We start from the raw sequence: 25,764 nt of genomic DNA, 5'->3' as shown, positions 1-25,764 counted from the left end.
AATAATAACAATAAAGGCTAATCATGAAATTACTCCAAAGACCTCTTTTGGTATGTGCTTTTTTAAGCTGCTTATCAGCGACTGTGCAGGCAGAGGCAACTCGTTTATCGCCAAGTGAAATTATTGCAAATGCCCCTGATAGTGCATGGCGGGTACTTGATTTAGACAATACTTTATTACTCGATTTAGCAACAGGTACAGTGATTATCGAACTAAACCCGCTTTTAGCGCCTAATCATGTCAATAATATTAAAAAATTGGCACGCGAAGGTTTTTATAAAAATTTGAACATGTATCGATTTGTTGAGGGTTTTGTTGCCCAAGGGGGTGATGCCAGTGAGCAAAAGAAGGTCACTTCAGGTCAAAAAGCAATTGAGGCGGAGTTTTTTCATCAAACAACAGCTCCTTTAGTGATGACTGTCGTTGATGATAAAGACGGATATGCCGCGAAAACAGGATTTTTAAACGGCTTTGCGGTGGCGCAAAAGAGTGATGCAACACAAACATGGCAAACTCATTGCCCTGGTACATTTGCTATGGCGCGCAGCGATTCACCTGATAGCGGCGGCACAGAGTTTTATATTGCATTAGGTACGCTGCGTTATTTAGACCGTAACATTACTGCATTTGGCCGTGTCATTGATGGTATGGAACATTTACAGCGACTGGACCGCAAACCTAAAGATGACAGCGAAAGGGCGCAGCGTGCGTTTAATCCTATCTTAGACATGGTGGTGGCAGCTGATGTAAAAAATACTCGCCCTGTTAATTTAGAAATTATGGATACTGGCTCTGTCTCATTTAGTGAACTGGTAGAATCGCGCCGTAATCGGCCTAGCAGTTGGTTTATTGAAACGCCTAATTATACCGACGTCTGTGCTGTAAGTGTGCCTAGTCGACCTTTTGCCAATAAATAACCTCAATACTGGATAATAAATCTATCTTAGGCAGCTATTTTCAACCTTAACTTTATTGAATTAACGTGCAAGAGGCCCGTTATTGATGTATTAATCGGCGATGTTATCTTTGAAAGTTACAGGCTAGAGAAACGAAGCTAAGAAATTTAATTTTAATTCAATATGTTGGTAAATTTCTGATGCAGAATTTAGGTTAAATAAACTCAAAGTTCTGATCTATCCGCTTTAGAATCTTTCGGCCATGAAAACAAAACAACCGCTCACTGGCGGTTGTTTTTTTGGAGCCAAATTTAAAACAACTATTGGCGATTTATTTTTAATTTAAACGGCGTTTGCTGCTGGTGGCTTGAACGATAAGGATTAATATCTAATCCACCACGGCGAGTATAGCGGGCATACACTTCAAGCTCTTTAATCCCCAATAGTTCTTGAATATCACAATAAATGCGCTCAACACATTGCTCATGAAACTCATTATGACTGCGAAACGAAATTAAATAACGCAGTAAACTCTCATGGCAAATTTGAGGCCCACTATAGCGAATAACGACGCTAGCCCAATCTGGTTGTGAGGTAATTAAGCAATTTGATTTAAGCAAATGACTGTGTAAGGTTTCAGAGACTTGTACAGCATTTGCAGCAAGTTTTAGTAACTGCTTATCTAAACTATAACAGTCGATTTCAACATCTAAGTCATCAATACACAAGCCCGGAAGCGGGGTATTGTTAATACAATTGAACGCCTCAGGGCCAAAAATACGGACTTCGACTGCTGCATTGCAGCCTTTGCTTAAATCTTCAACTAGATGCTGTTTAACCTGTTCTAAAGTATCAAAGCGTGTTTGATTAAAACTATTTAAATACAATTTAAATGACTTTGATTCAATGATATGGCTGCTTTGACATGGAAAAATAAACTCAGCTACCGCGACTTGTGGTTTACCTTTGGCGTTTAACCACGATAGCTCGTAGCCCGTCCATGTATCTTCACCAACAAAGGGCAGTGCCGCTTCATCAATGGCAAGTTCATCGCGATTGAGTTTGCGCGCAATGGGGAAAAGTAAGCTCGCATCGTATTGATCTTTATATTCAGTTTGCTGGCCAAGCAAGGTGCCTTTTAGTTCAGGCGAGTTTTCATAATCTGTCATATTAATCATTTTGTGGTTACAATCGCGCTTATTGTAGCGAAACTCGAGAACTAGTACAGCATGGCAGTACAACAAGTATTAAAACAATTATTGAATCAATGGCATGAAAAAGCAGTGAACCATACCGGCAGCGAGCCTTTAATCGAGCATGATGAACAATGGCCGAGTCCGTGCGAGAACATGAGCTCGTTGAACGAAGGCTTGGTGCAATGGCAGCATGTTGAACGCACAGAGCAGGGTGATTTAACTCAACTTGCAGATGCTCTAGAACTCACTTTTCACCCAAGTATTAATGCCTTTTATGGCGCATTTTATAGCAATAATGTGCCAGTAACGTCACATTTTGGCCAGTTTGAGTTGCTACAAGCTTGGAATGAAGATGATTTTGAGCGCTTACAGCAAAATATCACCGGTCATATTCTGATGAAGCGTAAACTGAAGCAGCCGCCAACTATCTTTATTGGTTTAACTGAAGAAGAAGACTTATTACTGACGCTTGATTGCACAAGCGGAGATGTCTGTTTGGAATACGTGGGTAAAAAACCGCATAAAGTGTTAACCCACGATTTGGCTGAATTTTTAGAGTATTGTACAGCTGAGTACCGTTACTGATAGTCCCACGACATATTTGAGACGATTTCACATTCATCGCAGCGAAAATCAAATAAATCGAACCACGGCTCTGCTAAACGCCATTGTCCACCACAGCTTGGGCAAAGGCGTTTGCTTTCTTCTTCTTTATTTTGCCCACCAACGCGATACAAATAATAATACACCGGCTTTTTGGTGAGGTATTTGATGCGTTTACAAATATCCATGCCGCGGCGAAATAAATCGCTTTGGGGATCAGAGAGTTCATATAAAGCGGGAAATTCACACCGAGTTGCACCATTAATTTGAATTTGATCGCATGCTTGCCAATCTTCTTGCCATTTAAGCAAGGTTTTATAATCACCATTGGCAATCGCAGGAATGTTATAAAGAGGCACCGGCAAAAAGTCATCACCACAATAAAGTGGGCTACAGGTGTGCACATAAGTGGTGTAAAGAATATAACTTGATGGTTCTTTACAGCAATCTGAGCCATTAGCGTGAATATCTTGACCAATGATTTTTACTTTTGGTTGTAGTAAGCCAACATCATTGAGTTTTTGTAAGCTATGTTTTACAAAGGGGCTGTTATTCAGCGGGTGCATTGAGTCTTGCTCTGGGCACATAACTCGAGTAATAAAATAGCCATCTTTAAGCACAGTCGGAAATTCTTCACCAATGATTTGGCCGTTAAAGCGCAGGGCATTAACTAAACGAATAATGGCTTGCTCAGCAGCCTCAAGCGTTGTGTCTTCATAGCAATCAAATGTAAGGTCGGCAACAAACATTAACTTTTCACCTCAAGTAAGGCGAGTAAACGGTCGAGTTTTGCTTCAATGCGATCAAGCTGGCTTTGTTGTTCTGCTCCTATGCTTTGATCTGGCAAGGCAACATCGTCAACGTCTTGCAAAATGATACTGGCAGGATCTTTTTTATAGTGATTTAGCACATTGATGATAACAGGCATAGCTACAGGTTGGATTAATTTACCTTTAACAAGCGCCACAGTTGGCGTTTTTCCTTGTGCAACCAATTGTTGCACAGCTTTTATGACAAATTCTTGCATAGTGACTATTGGGCCAATAAATTTGGCAAATAGTAGCCCAAAGTAGGATTGGAAACTAGCATTTTACTACAGTGTGTTTAGCGACGGTAGTTTGCTCTAAGTTGCGCATCAAGTTGATCGATAATTTCAGTCCAATCACCGTCTGTTTGCAGTGATTCGGATAAGAAATGGCGCTGTGCGTCGGACCAAAAGGGAGCATTTACCAGTAAAATGTTATCACCTAAAGGGTGTAAAGTAATAAATTCAGTGATTGCTTCTTCATCGCTCTTTAAGCCTAACTGATTAAATAAATTCATCATATTGTGGTTGTGAGTATCCATTTTCATTTCTTATTTAGTAAAAACCATCTATAAATTATATGGTCAAATCGGTATTTAGCTATTGCCATACGTTAATAATAATAATTAGGAGGCAACTATGTCTGTTGTTGAAATTGATGAGTCGATTAAAGCGGTTTACCTTACAGCCCAAGATATTAACATCGCTGCAAGTTTGTTATACCAAGCGTATCATGATGATCCACTGCTCCAAGACATACTTAAAGTAGATACTAATGAGCCTGCTGCATATGAGAAAAAATTACGAGCATTAATTAGGGAGGAGCTGAATAGTTTTTGGCAAGGTCATCAACCACTTATCGGCATAATGCGCGGCGATACCTTAAAAGCAGTCGCGTGCTTAATAAAATCAGATACAGAGTTACAACCAGAGCGTTATTGGCATTGGCGGTTAAAATTGATGCTCAGTGCGGGGTATTTAACGACGCAGCAACTAATAGAAAAAGAAAAAGTTATCCGCCATGAATTAGCACAATTTGACAATTATTATTATCTTGCGTTTATAGCAGTTGCGCCAGGTTTGCAAAAACAAGGTTTTGGCCGTTATTTATTGCGAGCTTTAAATGATTTGATGGCCAATGCAGCCAATAGTAGTGGTATAGCTGTGTATGTAACTCGTGAAGAATTGGCAGGTTTGTTTAGCTCTGAAGGATATCAGTGCTTAAAACGACTTGAATTTAACCATATTCAAGGGCAGTTATTATTTAAACCGAAGTGATCACCGCCATTTAGGCTATGACTCTGTGCGATATTTCTTACAGCATCGTGCGCTTTCGTGGTAAATAGCGGTAATTTTCTCTTGTAAAATGAATTAACTTATTGATAATTAAAAGTAAATGTTCAATTTCAATATTATGACAGCGCTTTAAATTTATTTTTAGCGCTTTTTTATTAATTTAATATCTCTAAACTTAGTTGTGTAAGGAAAACAAAGGTCATAGGAAATGACTTATTGCCAAAGGATAAAATGGAACAAGGCATGATGCAGGAGCATCGAGGACACAGGGACAAGGATGCAAGGATGACGGCATACTGAATGAATCGGTATAAAACGGGATGTTTAGGAAGGATCACACGATGTGATTGGATGAGTTAGGATTGACTCAATTATCATGGATAGGCAAGGATGGTTAGGAACACTTCAGGATTGAAGCAGGGACAGTATCAGGACGATACCGATGGGGACCAAGCAGGACTCCAATCAGGGAGATAAATAGGATGGCTTAGCCAAAGATACAGGATGTATCTTAGGATCACGGAATGATGTTTAAGATTGGGGCGTAACAGGTGTTACGCCTTAGTTTTTTGTTCTCGAATAAATCCCTATCAATTCATTTCGATTGTACTAGATATCAATTATCTTAGGTTTTTAATATTTAAATACGATACGGTGGAATGGTGCTTTTGACCAATTTAATGTCTTCGAGCTCTAACTCACCTTGATACTGAGTTTCTCCATCACTTGAAAACTCAAATAAAAACAGACTTTTGATGCCAGGCTTACCATTTTTTAACAGCCCAATGCGCCGTTTTGTGCACGCAATACTCAGTAATTGAACATTAAGCTGTTTTGCTTGCAGTTCAGCATGTTGCCAAGCTGCTTCAGCAATTTTTCTATTCTGCCAAAAGAAATAAATTACCGCGGCACTTAACATCAAAATCCATAACGTCATCATTTATTTAAATAAGCTCCCAATTGCCCGAGCAAGCGTTTCGCTGCGGTTTTCAATTCTTAATAGATTTAAAACATGGGGACGTAACTCACTAATTGCAACTAAATCGGCAAAAATACCGGCAAACAGTTCCGGTCCTACTGGTGATTGTGCCACGTGATCCATGTAAAGATGCAGGCGCTCTGGTTGGCTAAAACTACGCCAACAGCGGCCTGCTAAAATTAATTGTAAATCGGTATTATGTGCATGCTTAGACTGCAATGCTTCATCAACAAGTTGGTCTACTAATCCGGTTGCAGCGGCATTTGAAAGTGCGCGTAAGCTATAAATTAAGGTATTAGGGCTTTCAAGTGTTAATGACTGTTGGCCTAACTTGAGTAAACTTTCGGCAACTGTGGTCGTAATGCAAACATGTTCAAGTATCGATGATAATGGATTGAATACTTCTTCAGGTAAGTGATTCAATACGCTGAGTAATTTTTCGCTATTATTATCTTGATGTAAACGCATTGCAAAATCAGCAATTCCTTGTAGCGCTAATGTTTGCCATGAGTCGATGGCGATTTTACCAGAAAAATAAAGCTGTGCATGTTCGTAATAAATTGATGCACCTTGATTAAGTTCTACTTTCATTAATGCGTTAAATGCTGCGCGCTTATTGACATTAGGGGTGAAAACATAAGGATTATTATTCAGTTGTTGCGCTTGCTCATCTTGGCCGGTTAATTGCGTACCTAAAGCTTCTAGCACCATGTCTGCAAAATGATTGCGACTGGCTTGGTTAAGTTTATTTTGCTCGTCCAGTGGAAATTTTAAAAACCAAATATAGGGTTCTTTTGATGCACGCGCGTCCCAAAATTGAATTGCAATCATTGCATGCTGCTGCAACGGTGTGGGATAGGGAATTTGGGTCGATTCGATTTTTGCAAAAGTGGCTTTATCAATTTTAGCGATTCGACGACCGATATCATATACACGCCATTGGGTGCCTGCGGCGTCAAGTAATTGGGCGAGGGTGGCTATATTTTTTTCCATGAAATGATCTACTCTGGCAATAATGGCTCGATTATAAAGAGTTTGCAGCGCTTAACCAAGCATCGGCTTAGATTATGGCTGGGATGCCTTGATAACTCAGGCTATAATGCCACTTTCAAAGCTGGCTAGGATGACTGCGTGATAGAGCAAACCGTGATGCACTTACTCGATAATTTAGAGCATAATTTAAAAAAACATCAGTTGTGGCAGCAAGAGCTTCCATCATTAGATGCGCTTAATTCGAGCGCGCCATTTTGTTGTGATACTCTGGCGTTTGAGCAATGGCTGCAATTCATTTTTATACCTAAAATGCGCCAGTTAATAGCATTGAACATTCCATTGCCAGCTAGCATGACACTTTTGCCAATGGCAGAGCAAAGTTGGCAAGCCAAATTATCGCAATATCAAGATTTATTAGAAATAATTAGTGGTTTTGATCAATTGTTTGTAGTGCAATAATATGCTGACAATTTTATTCCAAGATGAGCATTTTGTAGCGATAGATAAGCCTTCAGGTTTGTTGGTTCATCGCTCTTTTTTAGATAAGCATGAAACGCAATTTGCGATGCAAATGCTAAGAGACCAGCTTGGTCAGCATGTGTTTCCGGTTCATCGTTTAGATAGACCAACATCAGGTGTTTTATTGTTTGCGCTAAGTAGTGACGCGGCTCGTAAAATGAATGAGCAATTTAGCGACCACAGGGTGACAAAACGTTATCTTGCATTAGTACGTGGTTTTGCGCCTGATTATCGTTTGCTGGATAGACCCCTTAAAGAAGAGCTCGACAAAATCGCAGATAAATATGCCGATCAAAATAAAGCGCCACAAGCAGCACAAACTGAATTTCGTTGTTTGCAGCAAGTGACCTTACCCATTGCTTTGGGGAAATATCCGACAATTCGGTATTCCTTGGTGGAGTGTTTTCCTAAAACTGGGCGAAAACATCAAATTCGACGACACTTAAATTTTTTGTCGCATCCTATAATTGGTGATGTTAATCATGGTGATAATCAACATAATCACTTTTTTTGGCAGCATTTTGAACGCCAGCGTCTAATGTTGTTTGCTCAGCGGCTGACTTTCATGCACCCTTATAGTGGACAAAAAATAATAATAGAAGCGCCATTAGGTGAATCAACATTGGCTTTATTTAATCAGTTTTCTTGGCCTGACAAGGAAGCCGCTTATTGTTAAGTTGGCCGTTATTGAAAAAATAAAAAAGGATAGATCATGGCAGATATTACACTTATTTATGGTTCGGTTTTTGGTGGGGCAGAAGCCTTAACCTATACCCTTAAAACTCAAGTTGAAGCAAAGGGACGCAGCGCAGAGGTTCTCGATGCACCTACTATTGCCGATTTACAAGCCGCAAAAGTTATTTTAGTGGTCACTTCAACGACTGGTCTAGGTGATTTACCTGATAACTTAGTACCGCTTTATTATCAATTAGAGTCACAATTTCCAATGCTTACAGCGCAAAAATTTGCAGTCATAGCCATGGGCGATGCAAGCTATGGTGAGACGTATTGTGGTGCAGGTCGTAAAGTTGAAGCTTTATTTTTAGAGTTACAAGCAAAAAAGATATGTCAAATGCTTGAAATTGATGCCTGCGAAGATTTTGATCCTGAGCCTGTAGCACTTAAGTGGTTAAACGATTTCTTAGCGGCCCTGTAAACACACTATTATCAGCTTAAATAAAAAGACCTTGAATTAATTCAAGGTCTTTTTATTTACTTATTTTAAGTACGAGTCACATCAACATTTAATTTGAGCTTTTGTCCAGGTTGAAGATACTGCTTACTGTCAATTTTATTCCATTTAACAATATCATCGACTGATACTTTGAATTTTGAGGCTATGCGCGCCAGTGAATCACCTTTACGAACTTTATAGGTAATGGCTTTGGCTGATTGCTCTAGGCGTGAAGGTTGTACTGCTTGACTGCTTTTATGAATAACTAGTTCTTGGTTCAATTTTAAAATTGAATCGGCTGACATTTTATTCCAGTTAGCCAGCTGCTGAATGGTTACATCATGGGCATTACTGATATCCCAAAGGGTATCGCCTTTTTTTACTTTATAACGCACAGTCTGTTTTTTCACTGGTGCGGCCGCAAGTCGCATTTGTTTTGATAAATGCTCGTTATCAATATTAGCATCACTTAGTGGCACTAATAATTCTTGGCCCACTTTGATCATATTTGAACTGAGTTCATTGAGGGTTTGAATTGATTGGGTGCTGGTATCAAACTTTTTGGCGATCACCGATAAACTGTCACCTTTTTGTACTACATAATGTTGCCAGCGGATCCGTTGTTTTAAATCGGTTTTTGCTAATTGTTCGTTAAATGGCGCCACAATATCTAATGGTAATAACAGGGTATGTGGCCCTTGCGGATCGGTTGCCCATCGATTAAACCCTGGGTTGAGACGATACAACTCAGTGATACTCATTTGCGCCATTTCAGCCGCAAGCGCTAAGTCAATTTGTGAACCCACATCAACAACATCAACAACTTGGGCATTTACAATTGGCTGCCAAGTTACTTTGAATTCATCCGAGCGCTTTAATAAGTCAGATAAAGCCAATAACTTAGGTACGTAAGCGGTTGTTTCTTTTGGTAAATCTAAAGACCAAAAATCGGTAGGCAAATGCTTTTGGCGATTTTTTTGAATGGCGCGCAGAACACGGCCTTCACCTGAGTTATAAGCCGCAATGGCATTAAGCCAGTCGCCTTCTAAGGTTTTGTGTAGATAAGAGAGATAATCAAGCGCAGCTCTGGTTGATTCTACAATGTCACGGCGGCCATCGTACCACCAATTTTGTTTTAGTTTAAAGCGTTCACCCGTTTCTGGCATGAATTGCCAAATACCTGATGCGGCTCGTTGTGAAAAGCCAAATGGGTCAAATGCGCTTTCGACTATTGGCAACAGCGCCAATTCAATCGGCATTTCACGTTTTTCGACTTCTTCAACAATATAATAAAGATAAGGTGAACCACGCTTAGAAATCCGATCGAGGTAACTTTGATGTTTGGCATAATAGTTACGCTCGCTCACAATTGCGCGATTTTGTGGTACAGGAATAGAGAGTTGATAACGAATACGCTCCCAGACATCATCAAACACCGGTGCTTCTTCAACAATTTGTTGATCATTTAAAGCATCAAGTGTTAACGCATTAACCACATCGTTTGGTTGAGCTGCAACAAAATCAGCAGGTGTTTGCTCATTGACAACTAGAATATCTGGTTGCTGAGTCATTTGGCAGCCAGAAACAAACATGGCTGCAATTAAGGCGGTCGACTTTTTTATCATTATCATCATATCACTGCTGAAATCAGCCGATGATACTAACGTTTATTACAACAAATTTCCAATTACAAAATCTAAACTTGGCTTAAAAGTGCGGTGAAAAAAAGCTAAAAATGATCTTTGTAGCGTCTTAAAACCGCCAAACCATGCCAAGGTTCTGTTAATGCTTGTTGATGCTCTATGGGTACATGTTCTGTGATATGTTGTTCGGTGCTGCGCATAAATGGATTTATTTTTTTTTCAAGACCAATAGAACTTGGCAAGCTCGCTTTGTTTGCTAAACGTAAAGCATCAACTTTTTTATGATGTTGCAGCAGATCAAGATTTTGCGGTTCAATCACTAACGCAAATATCAGGTTACTTTGGGTATATTCATGGGTGCAATAAACAGCGGTTTTATCTGGCAGTTGAGAAAGTTTAACCATTGATTGAAACATTTGATCTGCGGTGCCTTCGAATAATCTGCCGCAACCGCCACTAAATAACGTATCACCACAAAATAGCCAATCCTGTTGCGGTTCGTAATAACAGATATGATCTAAAGTATGGCCCGGAGTGGCTAGAATATGAAAACTCAGGTCAAAATCGGTTAATTGGCAGACAGTATTTGCACTTAATGGTTCTGTGATCCCTGCAAATGGGCTATTTTTGGGCCCGTAAACAGGCAAGCTTGCTTGTAGGCTGCACAGTTTTTCAACCCCATTAGTGTGATCCCAATGGTGATGTGTAATTAAAATGGCACTTAAAGTTAATTGGTGCTCAGAAATAAATGCGATGACGGGCTCGGCATCACCGGGGTCAACAACCACACAATGCTGATTTTCAGTATTGATGATGGCCCAAATGTAATTATCTTTGAATGCTTTAATAGGTTTAACTTGCAGCATAGTCATTGGCTTTGTATGTTAGACATTAGATTGTTATTAAACAGGGTTCATTGATTTGAAACCAGCTTTAAGTTTTCGTTTTGCGCCAAAACCTGAAAATTGGCAACAATTTCCTCATGGTGACTACATTCAAGCTGAAATTGAACAAAAGCTTGCGCCTTGGCTTAGCCGAGTGTTTGGTTACCATTTACTCAAACTGGGTAATTTAAGTGGCTTAACCGATACCTCTAAATGTTGTATTAAGCATCAAGTCTGTGTGGCACCTAATTCACCAATGGCGGGCGTGATTGCTGAAGTTGATGAGTTGCCATTTTATGAACACTCTGTTGATGCGTGTTTGTTAAGCCATTGCCTTGAGTATTACAGCGATCCTCATCATATTTTACGTGAAGCCCATCGAACTTTAATTCCCGGCGGTTATATTCTGATTACCGGATTTAATCCGTTGAGTTTATGTGGCCTTGCACGGTTATTACCATTTAGCCGTCAAAAGCTCCCTTGGAGCGGGCGATTTTTTACGCCTGCACGGGTTAAAGATTGGCTACATTTATTAGGATTTGAAGTACTTGAAGACGAGCGATTTATTTTTTCATCGTTAGCAAGAGGCTCACGATTGTCTCGCTTTGAGTTGTGGCAAAACTTTTGCCGTCAATACCTCAAGCCAATGGGCAGCGTATATTTAATTGTGGCGCGAAAACGAGTAACACCACTGACACCGATAAAGCCTAAATGGCATGCCAGACCGCAGTTTAGCCCGGCAGTAAAAGGTGCAGGGCTACGAAGTTCCATTAAATCAGGTTCGTTAAAAATAAAAGATGCTGACTAAGTCGGCAAAGTTAAAGGAATTTTAATAAAACTGTGCTTTTGATGGGATGCGATGGCTCCCGCATTAATATTAATTTGAATGGCAGGATAGAGTAATTTTGGTACTGCAAGAGTTGCATCACGCTGGGTGCGAATTTTGACAAAATCATGCTGTGACGTGTGATTTTTTAAGTGCACATTATATTTTTTTTGTTCGCCGACGGTGGTTTTCCAATACAACTCTCGGCCTTGAGGTTGATAGTCGTGACACATATACAGAGTTATTTCATCACCTAAATCAAAAATGCGGCTAATGGAATGGTAAAGCTCGCTGGCATCGCCCCCAGGAAAATCACATCGTGCTGTGCCACTGTCTGGCATAAATACCGTATCACCAACAAATACATTACCATCAACAACATAACAGACGCTATCGCTGGTATGGCCTGGGGTTGCTAGTACAGTGACGGTAAACTGACCTAATGGGAATGTTTCACCGTCTTTAAATAAGTGACAATATTGGGAGCCATCGGTCGGGATATCAAGCTCAAGCGATGTAGCAAAATGCTGTTGAACCTCGGTTATATTTTTACCCATCGCAATTTTAGCCCCACATTGACGCTTAAAATATTGTGCCGCAGTGAGGTGATCGGCATGAGCATGGGTTTCAAGTACCCAATCGACATCTAAATGATGCGAATCAATAAAGGCTAAAATTTCTTCGGCGCTTTTTGTGCTCAGTTGCCCAGAGGCAATATCGAAGTCGAGCACTGGATCGATAATCATGGTTTTAAGCGTTTGACTGTCAAACACAACATAGGTAAAGGTTGAGGTGGGGGCGTGAAAAAAATGATGGATGACTAAGCTCATAAAAATACCTTTACTATGGTTATAACTTATATCATAAAGTAATTAACGATAAAGACTCAAGCACTCAGTGATGACTTTATTCAGTTGCACGATACCCTTCATCAGGTAATAGGGTTGAACTTTCAGCAGCGCTGCGGGCTAATACATCACAACGTTCATTCTCAAAATGGCCACTGTGGCCTTTAACCCAGCGCCATTGCACATGATGAGTTTGATTTATAATGTCTAAGCGCTGCCACAGATCGATATTTTTGACCGGTTGTTTATTTGCTGTTAGCCAATTGCGTTTTTTCCAACCTTGCAGCCATGATTCAATGCCTTGTTTTACATATTGGCTATCGGTTGTCAGCACCACATCACAAGCTTGTTTTAAACTTTCAAGCCCAACGATAGCTGCTAAAAGCTCCATACGGTTATTGGTTGTTAGCTCAAAACCTTGACTTAGTTCTTTTAAATGTTCGTTGTAGCGCATGACTACGCCATAACCACCAGGACCTGGGTTGCCTAAACACGAACCATCGGTATAAATTGCCACACTTTTTCGCACAGTTGACCTTTGAATTATGTACAATGAAAATAACCTTATCAAAATATCAGAATCAAGCAGCAGGTGATATGGATCATAGACAAATAGTATTAGATACCGAAACAACGGGTATTGACCCTAAGCTTGGGCATCGCATAATCGAAATTGGTTGTGTTGAGCTTATTAATCGCCGTTTTACAGGTAATAATTTTCATGTTTATATCAACCCAGAGCGGGATATCGAAGATGAAGCTATCGATGTCCATGGTATAACCAATCAATTTTTACGTGATAAACCTAAATTTCATCATATAGCCCAAGAGTTTTTTGATTATATTCAAGGAGCTGAACTGGTGATTCATAATGCGGCGTTTGACGTCGGCTTTATGGACAGTGAGTTTCAGCGCTTAAGAACGGGTTATCCAAAAACAGCACAATTTTGCCAAGTGCTCGATACTCTTAAAATGGCAAGGGAGTTACATCCCGGTCAGAAAAATAACTTAGATGCATTATGTCGTCGCTACAATATAGATAACGGCAAACGAACCATGCATGGCGCATTACTGGATTCGGAAATCCTCAGTGATGTGTATCTGGCGATGACTGGTGGCCAAGTTAGCTTAAATTTAAATACCCAAACTGTGGGTGAAGAAAATGCGCAAAAACAAGGTGAGATCATTCGGTTAAATTCAGATCGTGCGCCGCTTAATATTGTTTATGCCACAGCTGATGAAAATCAAGCGCATATTGAACGTCTTGCATTAGTAGAGAAAAAAAGTAGCCAATGCCTTTGGTTGGTCTAAAAGTAATGAGGTAAGCATGAAAAAAATAGCTGTGCTGATGGCCATGGCACTCATGAGCAATATCACTTGGGCACTTGATGAAAAACCAACTGCGTTAACCATGATCCAGCGTGAGGCGGGTGAAAATGAGATTAAGTTATTTAATAATCGTTTTCGAATCGATCATGAAGTTGAAGAGATCACCTTGCTATTTTTTCGTGCCGAAGGCACTGCACCGGTTATTTTAGTCAAACCTGATGGCTCTAAAATGTATGCCACGCAAGGTATAACCGGAGAATACGAATGGTATGACGATTTAACTTACGACATCATTAAAATTAAAAATCCAATGCCGGGCCCTTGGCAGGCAGTTGGAAAAATTTTACCAGAAAGTCGCATTTTAATTTTGACTAACATTGAACTCGAGGTTGAACCGTTACCTGAATTAATGTTTAAAGGTGAAACCATTAAACTTACTGGCCGCTTAACTAATGGTGGTGAACCGATAACGGCGGGGCAGTTTCGCGACGTAGTAACGTTAGATGTTGATTTTGTCAGCACCAATGACAGTCAATATGATAACTATGGTGCTGCGACAGCCAGAGTGGCCGAATTTAAAGATGATGGACAAGGATTTGATGAACGCCCAGGTGATGCGGTTTTCACTGGAGAGTTTAAACTGGATATTCCCGCAGGTGGATGGCGACCAGAGTTTTACTTAATTACTCCATTAGTTGAACGCCGTTTAGTTCACGATCCTATCATGCTTGCCAAAGAGCCGTTGAGCTACGATTTGGTGTATGCAAAAAAAGAACTCGATCAGCATATTTTACATATCACTTTAGATAATAAGTTAGTCGACCCAAGTACCGTATTACTTCAAGGTCGTATTTATTACCCCAATAATGAAGAGCAAAGTTTTTCGATTCCAGCCTCAGCAAGCAACTTGCGCGAAATTAAACTGAATAATTATGATTGGGGTCGCTATCAAATCGAGATTTCGATGTTTGGTACTAATATTAACGGCCGAGAGTTTATGGCTAAATTAACCAACTACGAATTTTCGATTAAAGAACCAATCGAAATTGTGCCTGCGATCAGTGAAGCTGATTTATTAACAGTTAAAAAAGCAGAAGCAGAAGAAATAGTTGAACCTCCAGTTGATTACACTATGTTTATTGTTGCTGCAATTATAGCCAATTTATTGATTTTATTAGTGGGCTGGTTATGCATTCGGATTTTTGTCCAAAAGAAACCGTTACCAAAATTAATCCCTAATTTTAAAAAGACGAAAAAAAATGCCCAGACGAGTGAAGCCGCAATACCTCAAAATTCAGCAAATGCTCGAAAAGCAAACGATAGTGATGAAATTTTAAACCTTTCGATGCCAGATGACTAAAAAACCTTTAAAAATACAAAAAAACTGTTGACTCAGTGGGGCCTCATTCGTATTATTCACGCCGCTGGCAAGGGAGACCTTTTCAGCAAGTGAAAAGCGGAGTGGTAGTTCAGTTGGTTAGAATACCGGCCTGTCACGCCGGGGGTCGCGGGTTCGAGTCCCGTCCACTCCGCCAAATTTCACAGCCGTAAGTAAGATGCGGAGTGGTAGTTCAGTTGGTTAGAATACCGGCCTGTCACGCCGGGGGTCGCGGGTTCGAGTCCCGTCCACTCCGCCAAATACTTACATCGCCGAAAGGCATTTTATTGAATTGTATTCCTATGTGGAGTGGTAGTTCAGTTGGTTAGAATACCGGCCTGTCACGCCGGGGGTCGCGGGTTCGAGTCCCGTCCACTCCGCCAACAGAATATGATTTAATAAGTTGAATAACGCATTATGCGGAGTGGTAGTTCAGTTGGTTAGAATACCGGCCTGTCACGCCGGGGGTCGCGGGTTCGAGTCCCGTCCACTCCGCCAATATGCAATATTCAACAAAATTTACTTAGTGTGGAGTGGTAGTTCAGTTGGTTAGAATACCGGCCTGTCACGCCGGGGGTCGCGGGTTCGAGTCCCGTCCACTCCGCCAACAAGTAAATAGCTTTAATATCTCTGTGGAGTGGTAGTTCAGTTGGTTAGAATACCGGCCTGTCACGCCGGGGGTCGCGGGTTCGAGTCCCGTCCACTCCGCCAACAGATATTAAGCATCAAGTTAAATACCACTGCGGAGTGGTAGTTCAGTTGGTTAGAATACCGGCCTGTCACGCCGGGGGTCGCGGGTTCGAGTCCCGTCCACTCCGCCACTTGATTTATCAAGTAACTCTTCTATAGTTACAAAAATCCAAAAATCCAAAAATCCAAAAATCCAAAAATCCAAAAATCCAAAAATCCAAAAATCCAAAAATCCAAAAATCCAAAAATCCAAAAATCCAAAAATCCAAAAATCCAAAAATCCAAAAATCCAAAAATCCAAAAATCCAAAAATCCAAAAATCCAAAAATCCAAAAATCCAAAAATCCAAAAATCCAAAAATCCAAAAATCCAAAAATCCAAAAATCCAAAAATCCAAAAATCCAAAAATCCAAAAATCCAAAAATCCAAAAATCCAAAAATCCAAAAATCCAAAAATCCAAAAATCCAAAAATCCAAAAATCCAAAAATCCAAAAATCCAAAAATCCAAAAATCCAAAAATCCAAAAATCCAAAAATCCAAAAATCCAAAAATCCAAAAATCCAAAAATCCAAAAATCCAAAAATCCAAAAATCCAAAAATCCAAAAATCCAAAAATCCAAAAATCCAAAAATCCAAAAATCCAAAAATCCAAAAATCCAAAAATCCAAAAATCCAAAAATCCAAAAATCCAAAAATCCAAAAATCCAAAAATCCAAAAATCCAAAAATCCAAAAATCCAAAAATCCAAAAATCCAAAAATCCAAAAATCCAAAAATCCAAAAATCCAAAAATCCAAAAATCCAAAAATCCAAAAATCCAAAAATCCAAAAATCCAAAAATCACCTTATAACAGTTACCAAAATTGTATTACAGTTTTATTAGGCATAGCAGCTTGAGTTCAACAAATATATAATCGTTTATTATCTAATGCAGCTTACAGTGATGCAGTTCGTGGTTTATGGGGGATAATTATGTGGCTGTGAGTTGGAATAGGTGATGTAACTTCTTGTATTTTAGTGTTTTAAAAAAGAAAAAATTATCGTCGTTTAGGCTGATTCATATTTCAGATCTTTTCCTCAACTGTTAACATGAATAAAAAACACTATTAGGTTGTTATGTTAGCTGTTATTAACCTTAACCATCAATTTTTCAAAAAACCATTATTCAACAACTTTTCTTTAAATATCAGTGCACCAAAAGTATGCTTGACTGCACCTAACGGCCAAGGCAAAACAACGTTATTTTCAATTATTGCCGGGCTCATTGATATCAACAGTGGTGAAATTCAGTTTGCAGGTAAAACCTTAAAAAAGCCAAACCATCATGTAGCATTGGCTTCAGATAAAATTGTTTTTCCTGAGTTTTTAACTGCAAAACAAGTCATTGAGCTGGTTTGTGGCTGCTGGCAATTACCGTGGCCAAATGAGTTGATAGAAGGTTTTTCATTTATTATTCAACTAGAAACTAAAGTATCAGCATTGTCTTCTGGTAGTTTGAAAAAACTGCAACTGATCACCGCACTCGTTCGTGATGTGCCATTACTGCTATTAGATGAACCGAGTGCTGCGTTAGATCATAACAGCATTGAATTTCTGCTGAGCACATTAGCCGATAGGGCCCAGCAGATAATTATCACCTGTCATGAACCAGAGCCTTTCATCGCTCAAGGCTTTCAATTGCAGGCTTTGGCCAATGTTTAAGGTATTTTTTCGCTATCGTGCGTTGGCATTTAGCCGCGAAATAGCCCTTTTATCGCAGCACCTTAAGCAGCTATTAGGTATGTTGTTTGCGGTTCTTTATACGGCTTTGCCAGGTATTGTACTACTGGTATTTTTGGGGTTAGGAAAAATAATAAAAGCAGAAGGAGGCAGTGTTAACCAACTTTGGATTGCATGGTGTTTTTTGGCGGTGCAAACGATATTTTTTTATGCACTACAGCAGGCCATTTTAAATATTGAACAGCGCTGTTTCCAACTTAGCATTGCGTGTTCGCGCTGGTGGATGTGGTTAGCGGATTGCCGAAACTTGCTTTTTACCCATGTTTTTCTTTGGTGCTCAGTCTTTTTATTATTGACTATGAGTAGTACGCAGCTCTCTCAAAATACACACTTCATGATATTTACTGCGCTGCAATTAGGGCTTGGATTTTTATCTCTGTATCGTATGCAACAAACAGTGTTATTTTGCCTTGTTAGTGCGACGTTGATACTTGCTTTACCTTATTTAACCCCACTCATTATGATGCTGAGTTGGGTTACAGTATTCATTGGTTGTATTTTTATACCTACCTTTAATTGGCAAAAAGAATTCAAAGTTAACACTCTTGTTGGATTTTGGTTTAGTTTTTATAGCCGTCATTATCAAATATTATTTTGGCGTTTAGCGTCTGGAGTTGTGGTAACAGCAGGTATGCTGGTATTGGCTTCTGAACGCGAGGACTTTACTTATTTAGCTGCTTATTTTAGTTGTTTTATTTTCTTATTGTTGATTACTACTTTACACATTGAAGTGGCGAAAATAACCGCCCAGTTTAGAGCGTTTTTTCATTCATTAAATAAAAGTAAGACTTTTAATTACAGTCGAATATTCAAATCCGTTATGGTTTATTTCATATTACTTGTTGTAATTGCAACAATATTTACCCAATGGTGGTTAGCTGTCGGTGTTGGTTTGGTGGCAATTTTCTGCTTTTATATTGCTGAAAAAAAACCAGAGCGATTAGCTCTGGTTTGGATGTGCTTTCTGGTTGGCGGTTTATTTATTTAAGCCGCTTTACTTTTTTTACTGGTGCGAGCAGCACCCGCTTTTAAATCTTCAGGATCAAAATCATCGACATTAATCACTTGAAGTCGGCCAATTTCCGCTTTGATCAGCATATCTGCTTCTTTTTCGGTAATTACGTTCATTTCAAGGCCCATTGCAGCCACTTTATCTAACGCGAAGAAAGGAAGCTTCTCACCTTTAGCGAGACAAATTTTATCGAAGATTGGCTCTACGGCTAAAATATCTTTTAACGTTTGCTCTTGGCGTCCGATTAAGTTGTTTGGTTCATTGGTTAAGTAGATGTGATTGGCGAGGCGATCGCGCGTAGCACTAGGTACTTGCAATAAACGAGCAACTTTTTGCTCAAGGATGTCAGTAGGTTTGCGCACCGGCCGACCCCAAGGGAATAAAATGATTTTTAGCAATGCTCGCATTGGTGCAAACGGCATGTTATTGATTAAATCAGCCAATGCACGTTGGCAGTGATAAAGATGCTCTTGGCAGCTCCACTGGACTAATGCAAAGTCTTCTTTTTTACGGCCTTCGTCGTTGTAGCGTTTTAATGTTGCTGATACTAAATATAAATAGCTCAGTAAATCGCCCAAACGTGCAGAAATACGCTCCTTACGCTTTAGTGAACCACCAAAAACCGCCATACAAATATCCGACATCAATGCTAAAGAAGCACTAAAGCGAGAGGCTGTTTGATAAAACTCGGCGGTTTCATCTTTGTATGGGGTTTTAGCAAACTTAGCACCCGTTAAGCCAAGCCATACGGTACGAACAAAGCTTGAAATAGTGTAACCAATGTGACCCATAAGCGCTGTATCAAAGGCTTTAAGCGCTTCGTCTTTATCAGCAATGCTACATGATGCTAATTCATCAAGTACAAAAGGATGGCAACGAATAGCGCCTTGGCCATATATGATCATATTGCGAGTTAAAATATTTGCACCTTCAACTGTAATTGCAATAGGAGCACCTTGATAACCACGGCCTAAATAGTTGTTTGGGCCAAGCATGATCCCTTTTCCACCATGAATATCCATGGCATGAATGGTTGAATCGCGCATTTGCTCGGTTAAGTGATATTTGATTATTGCTGACACAACAGATGGTTTTTCACCTAAATCAACCGCACCGGTTGACATACTCACTGCGGCATCAGAGCTATACGCATAACCTGCAAGTTTTGCTAATGACTCTTCAATGCCTTCCATGTGACCAATCGGTAAGCGAAATTGGCGACGGATCCGGCTATAAGAACCACTTGCCAGTGCAATGGCTTTTACACCACCGGCTGAGTTTGAAGGCAGCGTAATTGCACGGCCGACCGACAAGCATTCAACCAGCATACGCCAGCCTTGGCCAGCCATTTTAGCGCCACCGATAATATAATCGATTGGCACAAATACATTTTCGCCTTTGGTTGGTCCATTTTGAAATGGCACATTTAAAGGGAAGTGACGACGACCAATTTCAACTCCAGGAGTATCTGTTGGGATCAGGGCGCAAGTGATACCGGGCTCTTTATTGTCGCTTAGCAAGCCATCTGGGTCGCGTAATTTAAACGCCAAACCAAGTACAGTTGCAACAGGTGCAAGGGTGATGTAGCGTTTATTCCATGTAAGGTTTAAACCTAAGACTTCTTCACCATTCCACATACCTTTGCATACGACACCATAATCAGGAATGCTGCTTGCATCAGAGCCTGCTTCTGGAGAAGTTAGCGCAAAACACGGAATTTCATGACCTGACGCTAAGCGAGGTAAATAATGATCTTTTTGTTCTTCAGTACCATAGTGTTGTAATAACTCACCTGGGCCTAGAGAATTTGGTACACCAACAATCGACGACAGCAATGTAGATTTACTGGTCAACTTTTGTAATACACACGACTGCGCGAAAGCAGAAAATTCTAAGCCGCCGTATTGTTTTTTAATGATCATGGCAAAAAACTTATTATCTTTTAAATATTGCCATACATCAGGAGGTAAATCGGTTAATTCATGAGTAGCGTGCCAATCATCAAGCATGCCACATACCGTTTCAACAGGGCCATCCATAAATGCTTGTTCTTCGGTATTTAAACGTGGCACAGGGTATTTATGTAGTTTTTTCCAATCTGGGTTACCACAAAATAAATCCGCTTCCCACCAAGTTGTGCCCGCGTCAATTGCTGACTTTTCGGTTTCACTCATGGTTGGGGTTACTTTTTTAAATGCGGCAAAAATAGGTTTAGTGATGTACTGCTGACGTAAGCTTGTAACAGATAATGGGATAGTAAGTGCTAAAAAGACTAGCCAACCTAAGGTCGAGATTGCGCCAATAATGCTACCAAGTAACATAAAGGCAATACCGATCCCTACGCAAGTATTCCAATTTGCACGATGATAACAAGCGATTGCTAAGATGATTAGCAAACAGGCTATCAATAGAATTGTCATGTTTATTTTCCTTATTAGAGGTCTGACCACTACCAACTAAGAGTAGCGCGTTGCTGTTTGGCTTGCAAGAGACAAAAGGCTATATAGATAATAATAAACTCTGGCAAAATTGCTATTTTTTAGCGCTTGCGTAAACTGCTATGTTATGAAGTATTAACGAGTTTTTGATATGTGTGAGTTACTTGGCATGTCTGCAAATGTGCCGACTGACATTTGTTTTAGTTTTTCAGGTTTGTTAGAGCGCGGTGGGAATACAGGTCCACATCGTGATGGTTGGGGGATCACCTTTTATGAAGGTAAGGGCTGTCGTACTTTTAAAGATCCACTTCCCAGCTGTGAGTCTGAAATTGCAAAATTAGTCCGTGCTTACCCAATAAAAAGTTGTTCAGTGATCAGCCATATTCGACAAGGTAATCGAGGCCGTACGTGCCTTGAAAATACTCACCCATTTACCCGTGAATTATGGGGGCGTGAAATTACTTATGCCCATAATGGGCAATTATCGGATTATCAGGATTTAAAACCTGAATTTTATCGTCCTGTTGGCAATACTGACTCTGAGCTGGCTTTTTGTTGGTTGCTGGATAAAGTCAGAGAAAAATACCCATCTAAGCCGAGCAACATGTTGGCTGTGTTTCGCTACATTGCGAAATTAGCTCATCACCTTCGTGAAAAAGGGGTGTTTAATATGCTGTTAACGGATGGTGTTTATGTTCTTGCTTATTGTACAAATAATCTGCATTGGATCACCCGAAAAGCGCCATTTGGTAAAGCTACTTTGATTGATGCAGATTTAATCGTGGATTTTCAAAAAGAAACCACTCCACATGATGTTGTTACTATTATTGCAACCCGTCCACTGACCAAAGATGAGCATTGGCATAAAATGGAGTCGGGAGAATCGGTGATTTTTAAATTAGGTGAAATACAATAAAAGCGCCAATGGCGCTTTTATATTGCTAGTTTTTTACTGTAGAAGTGACAGATTTTAACTGTACGTCAAATTGCTCGACATTTTTTTCACCTTTCCACATTCTCACCAGTAAATAGTCCATCTCTGGCGCTAACCAGGCAATAGCTTGGCGTTTATCATTGTCATAAACACGTTCTATCTTTACCGCTTCGACGTTGCCAAATGGTAGAGTGATGGTTTCTTTACCGACAAGTTTAAAGGTGTAGTGCCTAACAGAGCCTTTTTTATCAACCATTTGGTAGTCAAAAACCTCTTGTCCAGCTAAAAGGTCAAGGCGCATTTGCTCTTGGTAAGAAATGCCATCTTGCCAAGTGTCGTCCCACTCTAGCTTTAAAGGGAATTTTTCTTGATTGCTTATTACTTTTTTAGCATTACGATCGAAATAAAGCTGATAATCATGATCACGACCAGTGCCTTCACGCAGCATGCGATAACTAATTGGAGTAATTTTATTATCTATGTATGAAAATACAGAAGATTCAGTACGCTTATCAGAAAAAACCATCCAACTGATATCGCTACTGTATTTTATTTCATAATGGCCATCAGCGCGATGTTCAAGTGTCCGTACCGCAGTACCGTAGCGTTCACCTTTGCGCATTACATCATATTCAGCAGAGTAATCGGTGAGTTGACTTGCATAGCTTGGAGAAATAATCAAAGTGCCGAGGATAATTGAAAGGGCACTTTGATTGTTTTTAATTGTAGTGTGCGCCTTCAGGAGGAAGTTTTTGATCATCGAGAACAGCATAGTGTGCTTCCATTGTTAGTCGTTGTTCACTGAACCATTTGACCACCAAAGGATAAATAATATGCTCTTGCTCATGAACCCGTAACGCGAGTGTCTGTGCAGTATCGTTAGAAAGAACAGGTACTTTGGCTTGTACAATGACAGGGCCGCCGTCCAATTCTTCTGTAACAAAATGTACACTAACACCGTGTACTTCGTCTTTAGCATCTATAGCTCTTTGATGGGTGTTCAGTCCCTGATACTTAGGCAACAAAGAAGGATGAATGTTCAACATTTTTCCTAAATATTTTTGCACTAAGCTAGGGGTTAGAATACGCATAAAACCAGCTAATACAACCAAATCTGGTGCAAAACTGTCAATTTTATCCATCAAAGCGGCATCATAAGCATCACGAGAGTCAAATTCCTTGTGATCTAATACAAGAGTATCGATGGATGCTTTTTTTGCTCTTTCAAGGCCCAAAACATTGGGCCTATTGCTAATTACGGCACAAATTTGGCCGTTAACGTCACCTGCCTGAACCGCGTCAATAATGGCTTGTAAATTCGAACCGCTGCCCGAAATTAATACCACAATGCGCGTTGGTTTCATTTAGTTAACGCCTGTAATGACAACTTGTTCTTCATCAGCGTTAGCCGTTTGGATTTCACCAATGTGCCATGCATTTTCGCCAGCAGCCGTTAAAATGGCTAAGCTTTGCTCAACATCTGCCGCCGGAACAACAATGATCATACCAACACCACAGTTGAATGTGCGATACATTTCATGAGTGTCGATGTTGCCGTTTTCTTGTAACCAGTTGAAAACAGCAGGCCATTGCCAGCTATCGCCTTTAATCACTGCTTTTGCAGATTCAGGAAGAACGCGTGGGATATTTTCCCAAAAGCCACCGCCTGTAATGTGCGACAGAGCGTGCGCATCAACAGTTTTTAATAGCTCTAAAACAGATTTAACATAAATACGAGTAGGTGTTAATAAATGCTCACCTAATGTTTTACCTTCAAGCTCTGCGTTAGTGTCTGCACCTGATACTTCAAGCACTTTACGTACTAAAGAGTAACCATTTGAATGTGGACCACTTGATGCAAGGGCAATAATTTGGTCACCTGCAGCTACTTTTGTGCCATCGATGATTTTTGATTTTTCAACTACGCCCACACAAAAGCCGGCGATGTCGTAATCGTCACCTTCATACATACCAGGCATTTCAGCAGTTTCACCACCGATTAATGAACAGTTTGAAAGTTCACAACCTTTACCAATACCGGTAACTACATCAGCTGCAGTATCAACATCAAGTTTGCCAGTTGCATAATAATCTAGGAAAAATAGTGGTTCAGCACCTTGCACAATGAGGTCGTTGACACACATTGCTACTAAATCAATACCAACGGTATCGTGCTTTTTAAGGTCAATTGCAAGACGAAGTTTAGTGCCTACACCATCGGTGCCTGCAACTAATACGGGTTCTTTATAACCGGTTGGGAGTTGGCAAAGAGCACCAAAACCACCTAGGCCGCCCATTACTTCGGGACGTCTGGTTTTTTTTACAGCGCCTTTAATGCGCTCAACCAGTGCGTTGCCTGCATCGATATCGACACCGGCGTCTTTGTAACTTAGAGACTGTTTTTGTTCGCTCACAGAATTTCCTTAACAGTTGCATGTGGGTTGCATAGAAAACTCGCGCATTTTACATGAATTTAGACGGGGCGGCTAGATTAAAACCAAGGCAGCGATGGGATTTTCGGTAAATAAAGCGTGAGACTGGCCGTACTTTGGTACGACCAGATTGTTTGGTTAGGCGTTTGCGATAAAAATAGCCCTAAGTGGAGCAGGGTATCCTTCAATCGTTTTGGTCGGATCAAGTGGATCTAAAAAGTCACTAAGTGATTCTGTAGGCATCCAATTTGTTTTTCGCTGCTCATCTAACGAAGTGATGTCTTTATTGACGACCTTAATATTTTTAAATCCAACACGTTCAAGCCACAAAGTGAGTGCATCACAACTTGGAATAAACCACACGTTGCGCATTTTAGCGTAGCGATCGGTTGGCACTAAAACCGTGTTTACATCCCCTTCGATAACTAAGGTTTCAAGCACTAATTCACCACCAGGTTTAAGCTGTGCTTTTAGCTGGGTGAGAAAATCAATCGGGGAGCGACGATGATACAATACACCCATAGAAAAAACGGTATCAAATGCTTTTAATTCTGGCAGTTGCTCAACACCAAGTGGTAGTAAATGCACATTGGGATCCGGATGATAATGTTTGATTGCTTGAAACTGACATAAAAATAATTCAGTTGGATCGATTCCAACCACAAATTTAGCGCCAGCTCCTCGCATCCGCCACAGGTGATAACCAGAACCGCAGCCGATATCTAATACAGTGCGGCCATCAAGTGGCGTAATATGCTCAACTAGGCGATCCCATTTCCAATCACTGCGCCATTCGGTATCAATATGAATACCATGCAGATAAAAAGGGCCTTTACGCCAAGGCATTAGCCCTTTAAGTAAATGGGTCAGTTGTTTTTTTTGACCCTCAGAGAGCTCATCAGCTAAACCAATTTCAACTTTATTAAGCACATTTACATGTTTAGTATCGGCTTGAGGTAAGTTTTTTAATACTTTTTGCCAGTTGGCCGACTCACCATGAGTTGCTTCTTTTTGCCAAAGTGCGAGTTGGCGCGGTAATGTTTCAAGCCAAGGCGAAAATTCTGTTTCGGCAATTTGGCCATAAAATTGTGTAAACCAGTTATTCATGTT

28 protein-coding genes and 7 tRNA genes are annotated in these 25,764 nt (G+C 40.2%); 19 read left to right on the top strand and 16 right to left on the bottom strand.

All coding sequences use genetic code 11. The annotated features are described in order from the left end of the window. Positions 1–23 precede the first annotated feature (23 nt). Entirely contained in the window at positions 24–917 is an 894-nt protein-coding gene (locus PTUN_RS11785; RefSeq protein WP_009837130.1) for a peptidylprolyl isomerase, read from the top strand. Positions 918–1,216: 299 nt separating this feature from the next. Here the strand turns inward: PTUN_RS11785 and queF are convergent, their stop codons facing one another. Continuing rightward, complete coding sequence (gene queF, locus PTUN_RS11780) at positions 1,217–2,065, bottom strand: NADPH-dependent 7-cyano-7-deazaguanine reductase QueF (RefSeq protein WP_040643698.1); 849 nt, start codon at positions 2,063–2,065, stop codon at positions 1,217–1,219. A gap of 60 nt (positions 2,066–2,125) precedes the next feature. Here queF and syd point away from each other — a divergent pair, with 60 nt between their 5' ends. Continuing rightward, positions 2,126–2,677 carry a SecY-interacting protein gene (syd, locus tag PTUN_RS11775; protein ID WP_009837127.1) on the top strand — a complete coding sequence of 184 codons (552 nt, stop codon included), beginning with the start codon at positions 2,126–2,128 and terminating at the stop codon, positions 2,675–2,677. On the opposite strand, the gene PTUN_RS11770 is transcribed toward syd, so the two are convergent. The 3 genes from PTUN_RS11770 to PTUN_RS11760 all read right to left on the bottom strand — a co-directional run bounded on the left by PTUN_RS11770 (position 2,671) and on the right by PTUN_RS11760 (position 4,042). Beyond that, the gene (locus PTUN_RS11770; RefSeq protein ID WP_009837126.1) at positions 2,671–3,444 is read right to left on the bottom strand and encodes a Zn-ribbon-containing protein; all 774 of its coding nucleotides are present in this window, start codon (positions 3,442–3,444) and stop codon (positions 2,671–2,673) included. The two genes, syd and PTUN_RS11770, sit on opposite strands and share 7 nt — an antisense overlap. Continuing rightward, on the bottom strand, positions 3,444–3,722 hold the full coding sequence (locus PTUN_RS11765) for a hypothetical protein (protein WP_009837125.1): 279 nt from the start codon (positions 3,720–3,722) through the stop codon (positions 3,444–3,446). The genes PTUN_RS11770 and PTUN_RS11765 overlap by 1 nt, the downstream gene beginning before the upstream one ends. Before the next feature lie 77 nt (positions 3,723–3,799). Further along, positions 3,800–4,042, bottom strand: a complete 243-nt coding sequence (locus tag PTUN_RS11760) for a DUF2789 domain-containing protein (RefSeq protein WP_009837124.1) — start codon at positions 4,040–4,042, stop codon at positions 3,800–3,802. A 97-nt stretch (positions 4,043–4,139) separates the two neighbouring features. On the opposite strand from PTUN_RS11760, the gene PTUN_RS11755 reads away from it, so the two are divergent. Then, positions 4,140–4,778 (top strand): GNAT family N-acetyltransferase, encoded by a 639-nt coding sequence (locus PTUN_RS11755; protein WP_009837123.1) that lies wholly within the window; start codon positions 4,140–4,142, stop codon positions 4,776–4,778. Between the two features lie 658 nt (positions 4,779–5,436). Here the strand turns inward: PTUN_RS11755 and PTUN_RS11750 are convergent. Then, positions 5,437–5,736, bottom strand: coding sequence for a DUF3301 domain-containing protein (locus tag PTUN_RS11750; protein ID WP_009837122.1), 300 nt, complete (start codon positions 5,734–5,736; stop codon positions 5,437–5,439). Beyond that, on the bottom strand, positions 5,737–6,768 hold the full coding sequence (locus tag PTUN_RS11745; RefSeq protein ID WP_009837121.1) for a DUF3549 family protein: 1,032 nt from the start codon (positions 6,766–6,768) through the stop codon (positions 5,737–5,739). It lies immediately after the preceding gene. A 138-nt stretch (positions 6,769–6,906) separates the two neighbouring features. Here PTUN_RS11745 and PTUN_RS11740 point away from each other — a divergent pair, with 138 nt between their 5' ends. Genes PTUN_RS11740 through PTUN_RS11730 form a run of 3 tightly spaced genes read left to right on the top strand, consistent with a single transcriptional unit; the run spans position 6,907 to position 8,443 of the window. After that, positions 6,907–7,227, top strand: a complete 321-nt coding sequence (locus PTUN_RS11740; RefSeq protein WP_009837120.1) for a YqcC family protein — start codon at positions 6,907–6,909, stop codon at positions 7,225–7,227. Between the two features lies 1 nt (position 7,228). Continuing rightward, positions 7,229–7,963, top strand: a complete 735-nt coding sequence (gene truC / locus PTUN_RS11735; protein WP_009837119.1) for a tRNA pseudouridine(65) synthase TruC — start codon at positions 7,229–7,231, stop codon at positions 7,961–7,963. Positions 7,964–7,999: 36 nt separating this feature from the next. Continuing rightward, positions 8,000–8,443 carry a flavodoxin domain-containing protein gene (locus PTUN_RS11730; protein WP_009837118.1) on the top strand — a complete coding sequence of 148 codons (444 nt, stop codon included), beginning with the start codon at positions 8,000–8,002 and terminating at the stop codon, positions 8,441–8,443. Positions 8,444–8,508: 65 nt separating this feature from the next. Here PTUN_RS11730 and PTUN_RS11725 read toward each other — a convergent pair whose 3' ends face one another. Beyond that, a complete protein-coding gene (locus tag PTUN_RS11725; protein WP_040643695.1) occupies positions 8,509–10,086 on the bottom strand; it encodes a LysM peptidoglycan-binding domain-containing protein in 1,578 nt (525 codons plus the stop codon). A 104-nt stretch (positions 10,087–10,190) separates the two neighbouring features. Then, positions 10,191–10,970 carry a hydroxyacylglutathione hydrolase gene (gene gloB / locus PTUN_RS11720; protein ID WP_040643623.1) on the bottom strand — a complete coding sequence of 260 codons (780 nt, stop codon included), beginning with the start codon at positions 10,968–10,970 and terminating at the stop codon, positions 10,191–10,193. 55 nt (positions 10,971–11,025) lie between these two features. Between gloB and PTUN_RS11715 the strand changes: the two genes are divergently transcribed. Continuing rightward, positions 11,026–11,796 (top strand): class I SAM-dependent methyltransferase, encoded by a 771-nt coding sequence (locus PTUN_RS11715; RefSeq protein ID WP_009837114.1) that lies wholly within the window; start codon positions 11,026–11,028, stop codon positions 11,794–11,796. On the opposite strand, the gene PTUN_RS11710 is transcribed toward PTUN_RS11715, so the two are convergent. Continuing rightward, complete coding sequence (locus PTUN_RS11710) at positions 11,793–12,644, bottom strand: MBL fold metallo-hydrolase (RefSeq protein WP_009837113.1); 852 nt, start codon at positions 12,642–12,644, stop codon at positions 11,793–11,795. The two genes, PTUN_RS11715 and PTUN_RS11710, sit on opposite strands and share 4 nt — an antisense overlap. A gap of 76 nt (positions 12,645–12,720) precedes the next feature. Continuing rightward, positions 12,721–13,191 (bottom strand): ribonuclease HI, encoded by a 471-nt coding sequence (gene rnhA / locus PTUN_RS11705; protein WP_009837112.1) that lies wholly within the window; start codon positions 13,189–13,191, stop codon positions 12,721–12,723. A gap of 68 nt (positions 13,192–13,259) precedes the next feature. Between rnhA and dnaQ the strand changes: the two genes are divergently transcribed. From dnaQ to PTUN_RS11660, 9 genes are all read left to right on the top strand, one after another. Continuing rightward, positions 13,260–13,973 carry a DNA polymerase III subunit epsilon gene (gene dnaQ / locus PTUN_RS11700; protein WP_040643694.1) on the top strand — a complete coding sequence of 238 codons (714 nt, stop codon included), beginning with the start codon at positions 13,260–13,262 and terminating at the stop codon, positions 13,971–13,973. Between the two features lie 16 nt (positions 13,974–13,989). Next, positions 13,990–15,351: a TIGR03503 family protein gene (locus tag PTUN_RS11695; protein WP_009837110.1), complete on the top strand. Its 1,362-nt coding sequence runs from the start codon at positions 13,990–13,992 to the stop codon at positions 15,349–15,351. A 98-nt stretch (positions 15,352–15,449) separates the two neighbouring features. Beyond that, positions 15,450–15,526: transfer RNA gene (locus PTUN_RS11690), tRNA-Asp, on the top strand. A gap of 25 nt (positions 15,527–15,551) precedes the next feature. Then, positions 15,552–15,628, top strand: a tRNA-Asp gene (locus tag PTUN_RS11685). A gap of 47 nt (positions 15,629–15,675) precedes the next feature. Next, a tRNA-Asp gene (locus tag PTUN_RS11680) sits at positions 15,676–15,752 on the top strand. Between the two features lie 38 nt (positions 15,753–15,790). After that, a tRNA-Asp gene (locus PTUN_RS11675) sits at positions 15,791–15,867 on the top strand. A gap of 32 nt (positions 15,868–15,899) precedes the next feature. After that, a tRNA-Asp gene (locus PTUN_RS11670) sits at positions 15,900–15,976 on the top strand. A 27-nt stretch (positions 15,977–16,003) separates the two neighbouring features. After that, positions 16,004–16,080 (top strand) — tRNA-Asp (locus PTUN_RS11665). Positions 16,081–16,113: 33 nt separating this feature from the next. Then, positions 16,114–16,190: transfer RNA gene (locus tag PTUN_RS11660), tRNA-Asp, on the top strand. Positions 16,191–16,218: 28 nt separating this feature from the next. Here the strand turns inward: PTUN_RS11660 and PTUN_RS11655 are convergent. After that, the gene (locus PTUN_RS11655) at positions 16,219–16,896 is read right to left on the bottom strand and encodes a hypothetical protein (protein WP_096035254.1); all 678 of its coding nucleotides are present in this window, start codon (positions 16,894–16,896) and stop codon (positions 16,219–16,221) included. 279 nt (positions 16,897–17,175) lie between these two features. Between PTUN_RS11655 and PTUN_RS11650 the strand changes: the two genes are divergently transcribed. Both PTUN_RS11650 and PTUN_RS11645 read left to right on the top strand, forming a co-directional pair. Then, on the top strand, positions 17,176–17,760 hold the full coding sequence (locus PTUN_RS11650; protein WP_009840494.1) for an ATP-binding cassette domain-containing protein: 585 nt from the start codon (positions 17,176–17,178) through the stop codon (positions 17,758–17,760). Further along, positions 17,753–18,826, top strand: a complete 1,074-nt coding sequence (locus PTUN_RS11645; RefSeq protein ID WP_009840493.1) for a DUF6136 family protein — start codon at positions 17,753–17,755, stop codon at positions 18,824–18,826. The genes PTUN_RS11650 and PTUN_RS11645 overlap by 8 nt, the downstream gene beginning before the upstream one ends. Here the strand turns inward: PTUN_RS11645 and fadE are convergent. Continuing rightward, on the bottom strand, positions 18,823–21,270 hold the full coding sequence (fadE, locus tag PTUN_RS11640; protein ID WP_040644188.1) for an acyl-CoA dehydrogenase FadE: 2,448 nt from the start codon (positions 21,268–21,270) through the stop codon (positions 18,823–18,825). The genes PTUN_RS11645 and fadE overlap by 4 nt on opposite strands. Before the next feature lie 169 nt (positions 21,271–21,439). Here fadE and PTUN_RS11635 point away from each other — a divergent pair, with 169 nt between their 5' ends. After that, positions 21,440–22,204 (top strand): class II glutamine amidotransferase, encoded by a 765-nt coding sequence (locus PTUN_RS11635; protein WP_009840491.1) that lies wholly within the window; start codon positions 21,440–21,442, stop codon positions 22,202–22,204. 25 nt (positions 22,205–22,229) lie between these two features. On the opposite strand, the gene PTUN_RS11630 is transcribed toward PTUN_RS11635, so the two are convergent. The 4 genes from PTUN_RS11630 to cmoB all read right to left on the bottom strand — a co-directional run bounded on the left by PTUN_RS11630 (position 22,230) and on the right by cmoB (position 25,761). Next, positions 22,230–22,982, bottom strand: coding sequence for a DUF3108 domain-containing protein (locus PTUN_RS11630; protein ID WP_083781311.1), 753 nt, complete (start codon positions 22,980–22,982; stop codon positions 22,230–22,232). Then, positions 22,942–23,586, bottom strand: coding sequence for a phosphoribosylglycinamide formyltransferase (gene purN / locus PTUN_RS11625; RefSeq protein WP_009840489.1), 645 nt, complete (start codon positions 23,584–23,586; stop codon positions 22,942–22,944). The genes PTUN_RS11630 and purN overlap by 41 nt, the downstream gene beginning before the upstream one ends. Beyond that, positions 23,587–24,636: a phosphoribosylformylglycinamidine cyclo-ligase gene (gene purM, locus PTUN_RS11620; RefSeq protein WP_009840488.1), complete on the bottom strand. Its 1,050-nt coding sequence runs from the start codon at positions 24,634–24,636 to the stop codon at positions 23,587–23,589. It lies immediately after the preceding gene. 156 nt (positions 24,637–24,792) lie between these two features. Next, positions 24,793–25,761, bottom strand: a complete 969-nt coding sequence (cmoB, locus tag PTUN_RS11615) for a tRNA 5-methoxyuridine(34)/uridine 5-oxyacetic acid(34) synthase CmoB (protein ID WP_009840487.1) — start codon at positions 25,759–25,761, stop codon at positions 24,793–24,795. Positions 25,762–25,764: the final 3 nt, after the last annotated feature.

The organism is Pseudoalteromonas tunicata (assembly GCF_002310815.1).
Classification (GTDB): domain Bacteria; phylum Pseudomonadota; class Gammaproteobacteria; order Enterobacterales; family Alteromonadaceae; genus Pseudoalteromonas; species Pseudoalteromonas tunicata.
Note: the sequence above shows the minus strand (reverse complement) of the source record. Positions and strands in the feature narration are given on the sequence as shown.